Source organism: Micromonospora sp. NPDC049679 (assembly GCF_040659735.1).
GTDB lineage: Bacteria > Actinomycetota > Actinomycetes > Mycobacteriales > Micromonosporaceae > Micromonospora_I.
This window is the reverse complement of the sequence record NZ_JBFANZ010000080.1, coordinates 1-6539: the sequence shown is the minus strand read 5'-3', so window position 1 is coordinate 6539 and position 6539 is coordinate 1. Positions and strand designations below refer to the sequence as shown.

Below are 6539 nucleotides of genomic sequence, written 5' to 3'. Positions count from 1 at the left end.
TCGGCGTGTCGCCGGCGCGTCGTCGGTCGGATCCCCTGATCATCCGGATCTGGAGGTGGTGCTCGTCGTGGAGGGCGCGGCCCGCGGGGTGCCGGGCATTGCCGAGGTGCGGGTCGTGCCGGCCGCCGGCTCCGGTGACGACGCGATCGTCGCGCTGGTCGCGTCGCACGGACAGGGGCGGACGGTCGTCGTGGTCACGGCCGATCGCGAGCTGCGGGCCCGCGTCGGCGAGCTGGGCACCGAGGTACGGGGACCGCGTTCGCTGGATCCGGTGGTGCGCGGGGACGGCGCCGAGCGGTGACCGGGCAACTGTCGGAGATCTGACTGAACGCGGAACGATTCGCCGACGGCGTGGGGCGGGGCAGGTCAGCGGGGTGCGGTAGCGGGCGGTGCGGACACGCCCGGAACGGACACGCGGGCAGGAATCACCCAGGAAGGGATAGGCTTCCCACAGAGCCATCCACCCTGCTAGGGAGTGACGCGCGTGGCGAGTGTCGCCGAGGTCAAGTCCGCCATCGACGCTGCGGTCACGCAGATCACCGAGGGTCAGGCCGCGGTGCAGGCGGCCAGTGAGAAGCTGTCCGAGGCGCAGCAGAGCCTCGCGGCGGCCCTCGACGGCAGCGGCCACGAGTCGGTGGGCGCCGCCCAGGCGTCGCTCTTTCAGGCCAGCACCGAGCTTGAGGAGTGCCTCGCCGCCACCCTGGCCGCGGTCGAGCAGGCCCAGTCCTACGCCGCGACCCTCTGATCCGATGTCCCTGATGGACGAGCTCGGGGCCCGTGTTCGCACGAGCGCCGACGAGCTCCCGCTCGAGCTTGTCACGGTCGCGGTGCAACGGCTGCACGCCGCCGCCGAGCTGCTGCTCTGGGTGCGGCAGGCCTCGGCCGACCCGATGGGCGTTCCGCAGCTCGCGCACGCGACGGAGCACGCCGAACACGCCGGGCACGCGCTGCGGGTCGCGCAGGAGCAGCTGACCGACTACCTGACCGCGATCGGGCTCGGCGCGACCGCGCGACCCGCCCCCGACCGCGCCGGGCCCACGACGCCGCAGGTCACCGAGGACGGATCCGTGCCGTCGCCGGCCGGCGACGCACCCCGGCTCTCCGGGTGGTGGTCGGCGCGGGTCGCCGAGCTGACCGGCGGGGACGTCGCCCCGACCACGAGCGGAGCCGACGGCGCGACCGGCAGCGACCACCTGCTGCGTCTGGTGGTCGCCGGTGTCCGCGCCGGCGACCGGAGCCGCCTGCGCCACGATCTCGGCGCGGCACACGCCCCGGTCGGGCTGGGGCTCTCCGCGCTGACCCCGCCGGCGCTGCACCGGCTCGCCGGTGACCTCCTCGGTCATCAACCGCGTGCCGAGGACGTGCCCCGGCTGGCCCGCGCGACGGCCGGTCGGGTGCGGGACCTGCTGCCCGGAATGCCACAACCGGTCCTCGACACGCTGCTGGCCCGCGTCTGCCGGGACACCGCGGGGCACGGCGGTGACGCCCGGGCGGCGCAGCCGAGTCATCCGGCCGACCTGCCGGTCGCCGGCGCGGTCCTGACCGGGGTGCTGCTCCAGCTCCTCGGCCGCGACCCTGAGGCCCTCGACCGGTCCGGCGAGGAACCGTGCGCCGCCCGGGCCGCCCCCGGTCGACCCGACAGGGCGACCCATGCCTGACACGCGCGGACAACTGGTCGCCGCGTTCCGGCGTTCACTCGCGCACGCGCGGGCGTCGAGCCGGATCCGCCTCGACGCCGTCGAGGCCGGGCTCGCCGCCGCGATCGAGCGCCGGGCGGGGATCCGGCGCGCCGCCGAGCAGGTGCCCGACCGGGTCGCCGCCGAACGCGACCGCCGCCTCGCCGAGCTCGCCGAGCGGTACGACGGCCACGTCGCCGCGCTCGCCGAGCGGGTGTCGCGGGCCGCCGCGGTCGCGGCGCCGGGCGCCGGAAGCGCGGGATGGGCCCAGTGGCGGCCCGGTCCGGCACCCCGGGAGGAGTCACCCGGGCCGCTGCGGATCGGCGCGCTGCACGTACCGCACGTCCCACCCGTACCGGTGCTCGTGCCGCTCCTCGACCACGGACACGTCGCCCTGGTCGGCCGCGGCGGCGCGCTCTCCGACGGGGTGGTCACCACGCTGCTGCTGCGTGCCGTGGGCCGCGCGGAACCGGGGGCCGTACGGCTCTTCGGGTACGACCCCGATCAGCTCGGCGGCGGCCTGGCCGGATTCGCGCCGCTCGCCACCGCGCGGGTGCTCACCTTCGTCGGACCGCGCGGCCTGGCCGGGCTCCTCGACGAACTGGTCGACCACATCCGCCGGATCAACGAGACCGTGCTGGCCGGCGAGTACGCCTCGCTGCACGACCTGGCCGCGACGACCGGTCGACGACCGGAGCCCTGGCGGCTCGCCGTGCTGCTCGGCGGCGCCGAGGAGCTGTCCCGGCACGAACGGGCCCAGCTCGACCGGATCGTCCGCGCCGGCGCCGCCTGCGGCGTCCACCTCATCGTGCGCGGCATCCCGATCGGCGGACCGGACGTCAGCACGATCGACATCGCCGACGACCGCGTCACGGTCACCGGCGCAGCCCTGCTCCCCGTCCAGCCGGATGCCCCGCCACCGGCGGATCTGGTCACCGCGACCTGCCGGAGCATCGCCGCGCGGGTCTCGGCCGGGCCGGCGCCGGCGGTCTTCAGCGATCTCCTGCCGGAGGAGGAGTGGACCGGCGACGCGACGGCCGGGCTGACCGCCCCGGTGGGCGACAGCCCCGAGGGGCGGCCGGTCAGCGTGACGCTGAGCGACTATCCGCCGCACGCCCTCATCGGTGGGCCGTCGGGCACCGGCAAGACCAACCTGATCTACGCCTGGATGGGGGCGCTCGCCGCCCGGTACTCCCCCGCTGAGCTGGAGTTCTATCTGCTCGACTTCAAGGAGGGGGTGTCCTTCGCCCGGTTCGCGCCCGGCCGGCGCGACCCGAGCTGGCTGCCGCACGTGCGGCTGGTCGGCGTCAACGTCAACACCGACCGCGAGTTCGGCCTCGCGCTGCTGCACTTCCTCGGCGGCGAACTGCGGCGCCGCGCCGACGCGGCCAAACGGCACGAGGTGACCAAACTGGCCGAGCTCAGGGCGGAGGATCCGCAGGGGCGTTGGCCCCGCATCGTCGCGGTGATCGACGAGTTCCAGGTGCTGCTCGCCGGCCACGACGCCCTCGCCACCGAGGCGGCGACGTTGCTGGAGGACCTGGCCCGGCGGGGCCGGTCGCAGGGCATCCATCTGGTCCTCGCCTCGCAGGACGTCTCCGGCATCCAGGCGCTGTGGGGGCGCACCGCCCTGATCGCCCAGTTCGCGCTCCGGATCGCGCTGCCCAAGGCCCGACGCATCCTGCCGGAGACCAACACCGCCGCGGAACTGCTCCCCCGGCACCACGCCGTGGTCAACGCGGAGTCGGGGGCGCCCGAGGCGAACCGGATCGTGCGGGTCCCGGCGGCGAGCGACCGCGACACGTGGCACGCCCTGCAGAACCGGCTCTGGCGGCGACGCCCGGAGGAGCTTGCGGCGCCGCGCCTCTTCGACGGCGACGCGGTGCCGCGGCTCGGCGACGCCCCCGACTTCGTCGCGCTGCCCCGCGCCGCCGACCGGCCGCCACGCGAACCGGTCGCGCTGCTCGGCGAGACGATCGACGTTCGTGCCCGGTCGGCGCGGCTGGCGCTGTCCCGCGCCCCCGGCCGGAACCTGGCCGTGCTGGGTAACCGGATCGACGAGGCGTGCGCCGTCCTCGGCGCCGCGACCCGATCCCTCGCCCGGCAGTACCCGCCGGGCACGGCCCGCTTCGACCTCGCCTGCCTGGATCCCGACGCCGAGGCGGCGGCCCGGGCGCTCCGCGCGGAGCTTCCCGCGGAGACCGGCTGGCACGATCAGGAGAGCCTGCCGCAACTGCTGACCGAGACCGCCGGGCGGCTCACCGACGCCGCGGCGGAGGGGCGCCCGCATTTCCTGGTGCTCTACGCGGTGGACGCCGCCGCTTCGCCGCTCTCGATCAAGAGCGCCGGCCGGTCCGGACTGGACCACCTGCGCCGGATCCTGCATACCGGACCCGAACGGCACACGCACGTGCTGGCCTGGTGGCGGGGGGTCGCGCGGATGCGCGACGACCTCGGCGGGATCGGGTCGCGGACCGACCAGATCGGCGCGTGGGTGGCGCTGGACGTGCACGGCGGGGAGCTCGGTCCGCCGCTCTATCCGAAGGCCGGCGGTCCGACCTGGTACCCCCGCCCGTGGCGCGGGCTCTTCTTCGACCGGTCCGTGCACCGCACCGCGGAAGTCATCATCCCTTATGGACTGGCATGAGTGAGGCGTACGGGGAACTGCTGCGGCGCCTCGCCGAGCTGACCACCCGGCTGGATGAGCGGCGCGCCGAGGCGCAGCAGTGGTACGCCGAGCGCTGTGCCGCCGCCGACGAGGCGGTGGTGGCGGCGGACGCGGCGGTGCTGGCCGCCCGGGACGGGCTCGACTCGCTGCGGGGCGAGGTCGACGACGTCGACCGGGAGGCGGCGGCGCTCTGGGCCGCGCTCGCCGATCGGCTGGGACCGGTCGCCGCGCGCTTCGGCGGGCCCCCGGGGCCGTCGACGGATCCGGCCGAGGCCGGAGACGATCCGGAGCGGTGGCTCGCCGGCGCGCGCGAGCTGCTCGACCGGTCGCGCGATGTGGGCCCGGTGCCGCGCTCGGCGTACCCGCTGCTGGTGATCTTCGGGGTGCTCGGCGCGCTCGCCGCCGCCGGGCTCGCCGCCGCCGCCCGCGTCGCCGGCACCCGGTACGGCGGCGACCTGGCCGTGGGGATGCCGGTGCTGGCGCTGCTGGTGACGCTGCTCGGCCCGTTCGTCGGCCTGGCCCCGGCGAAGGTCCTCACCGACCGGCGGCACGCCTCGCTCGATCCGCGCAGCGCCGCCGTCGTGATCATCGCCGGCCTGGCGATGACCGCCCTCGCCTTCGCCGCGCTGCGCTAACTGCCGGAAAGATCATCGGCCGGCACGGCGACCGCCTCGCGCAGCAGCCGGCGGGCCAGGACGATCCGGTCCCGGTCGTCCTCGAGTCCGGGCAGATCGCCGACGCGGGAGACCGCCCCGGTCAGAAGCGCCCGCAACGCCGGGGCGCACGCGCCGGGGAAGGTGACGGTGCGGTCGAAGACCCGCAGCGCCACCCGCTCCCCGTCCGGCACGAGCTGCCAGGGCAGCCCGGCGCGGACGACCAACCGGGTGTCCCGGTCGAGCGCCGCGATCAGCGCCGCCTGGGCCAGTGGCCGGATCGGCGCGGGGCGGGACGCCGCCCACGCCCGCTCGCGCAGCCGGGCGGCGACGGCGGCGGGCGTCGCCGCGGCGAGCCAGGCGCGGAGGGCGGCGACGGTGTCGGTGAGTTCCGGGCCGATGCGGTCGGCGTCGGCGACGTCGAGACCGAACGGCAGGGTGGCCCGCAGCCGCCGGTCATCGGCGGCGAGCTCGAGCAGTGCTTCGACCAGCGCATACCGGGTCAGGGCCCGGATCCCGACCGTCAGATGCAACGAACTCTCGGACTGCGCCTGCGCGCTGTGCAGCCAGCCGCGCGGCAGGTACAGGGCGTCCCCCGGCGCCAGCAGCACGTCGAGCGCCGGTGGACCTTGCGCGACCGCCGACACCTCCTCGGCCCGCCCGCCCCAGCCCTGCCGTTCCAGCGGATCCGGCAACACCGGCTCGTGGATGCGCCAGTGCTTGCCGCCGTCGACCTGCAGCACGAAGACGTCATGCGTGTCGTAGTGGGTGGCGAAGCCCTGGTTACCCGCGGGCGTCAGGTAGGCGTTGACCTGCAGGGGCTGGCCCAGCGTGGCGCCCAGCGCCCGGGCGAAGTCGATCAGCGCCGGCCAGACCCGGTGCAGCCCCTGCAGCACGAGCGTGGCGCCATCGGCGTAGAGACCGAGGACCCGCTCGTCGAGCACCTGGTCCGTGATCTCCGCGCCGGCGCCGCCGCCACCGGCGTAGCGCGTCTCCGGCAGCACCCGGCCCTCCTTGGCGACGCGCAGGAACGGCGTACGCAGACCACGGCGGCTGAGCAGCTCGTCGGCGTCGGCCGGGCTGAACAGGTCCGTGAAGCCGTCGGGGGCACCGAGCTGCGCGGCCCGGGACAGCAGCGGTGCACGTCCCCAGTAGGCGGCGGCGAAGGTGGTCGGGTCGACGGCCACGCACCGGGCGAGCGCGGGACGCCCCGTACCGCCGCGCGCGGCTCCGGTGACCCGCGGGCCCCGGTCACCGGCGGACGGCGCTGCCATCGGCGCCGCCGTCCTGTTGCCCCGGCCGGGCGCCGCCGTCCGCGGGACCCTCGTCGGGGATGACGCCGCGGTCGGCCCCGGCGTCGACACCGCGGTCAGCGCCCCGGTCGACCCCGCGGTCCGGTACGAGGTCGGTGACGTCCTCGATACCCCGGACAGCGCCGCGGTCGGCCCCGCCGTCGACTGCCCGGCCGACGCCGGCGTCATAGCGCCGCGCTGAGCTCCGGCGCCGGCGCCTGCTGATCGATCTCCAGCTCATGACCGAGCT

Annotated in this window: 6 protein-coding genes and 1 pseudogene; 6 read left to right on the top strand and 1 reads right to left on the bottom strand. The window is 76.1% G+C overall.

The features are described 5' to 3' along the window. From AB0J06_RS26175 to AB0J06_RS26155, 5 genes and pseudogenes are all read left to right on the top strand, one after another. Nucleotides 1-301, top strand: a pseudogene (locus AB0J06_RS26175) (hypothetical protein); the annotation flags it as partial. 183 nt (nucleotides 302-484) lie between these two features. Next, entirely contained in the window at nucleotides 485-745 is a 261-nt protein-coding gene (locus tag AB0J06_RS26170) for a hypothetical protein (protein ID WP_357432317.1), read from the top strand. Nucleotides 746-758: 13 nt separating this feature from the next. Next, a complete protein-coding gene (locus tag AB0J06_RS26165; RefSeq protein WP_357432315.1) occupies nucleotides 759-1658 on the top strand; it encodes a hypothetical protein in 900 nt (299 codons plus the stop codon). Beyond that, entirely contained in the window at nucleotides 1651-4323 is a 2673-nt protein-coding gene (locus AB0J06_RS26160) for an FtsK/SpoIIIE domain-containing protein (RefSeq protein WP_357432313.1), read from the top strand. The genes AB0J06_RS26165 and AB0J06_RS26160 overlap by 8 nt, the downstream gene beginning before the upstream one ends. After that, entirely contained in the window at nucleotides 4320-4979 is a 660-nt protein-coding gene (locus AB0J06_RS26155; protein WP_357432311.1) for a hypothetical protein, read from the top strand. The genes AB0J06_RS26160 and AB0J06_RS26155 overlap by 4 nt, the downstream gene beginning before the upstream one ends. On the opposite strand, the gene AB0J06_RS26150 is transcribed toward AB0J06_RS26155, so the two are convergent. Beyond that, nucleotides 4976-6271: a cupin domain-containing protein gene (locus AB0J06_RS26150; RefSeq protein ID WP_357432308.1), complete on the bottom strand. Its 1296-nt coding sequence runs from the start codon at nucleotides 6269-6271 to the stop codon at nucleotides 4976-4978. The genes AB0J06_RS26155 and AB0J06_RS26150 overlap by 4 nt on opposite strands. A gap of 16 nt (nucleotides 6272-6287) precedes the next feature. On the opposite strand from AB0J06_RS26150, the gene AB0J06_RS26145 reads away from it, so the two are divergent. Then, a complete protein-coding gene (locus tag AB0J06_RS26145) occupies nucleotides 6288-6491 on the top strand; it encodes a hypothetical protein (protein WP_357432306.1) in 204 nt (67 codons plus the stop codon). The last annotated feature ends 48 nt before the right edge of the window (nucleotides 6492-6539 follow it).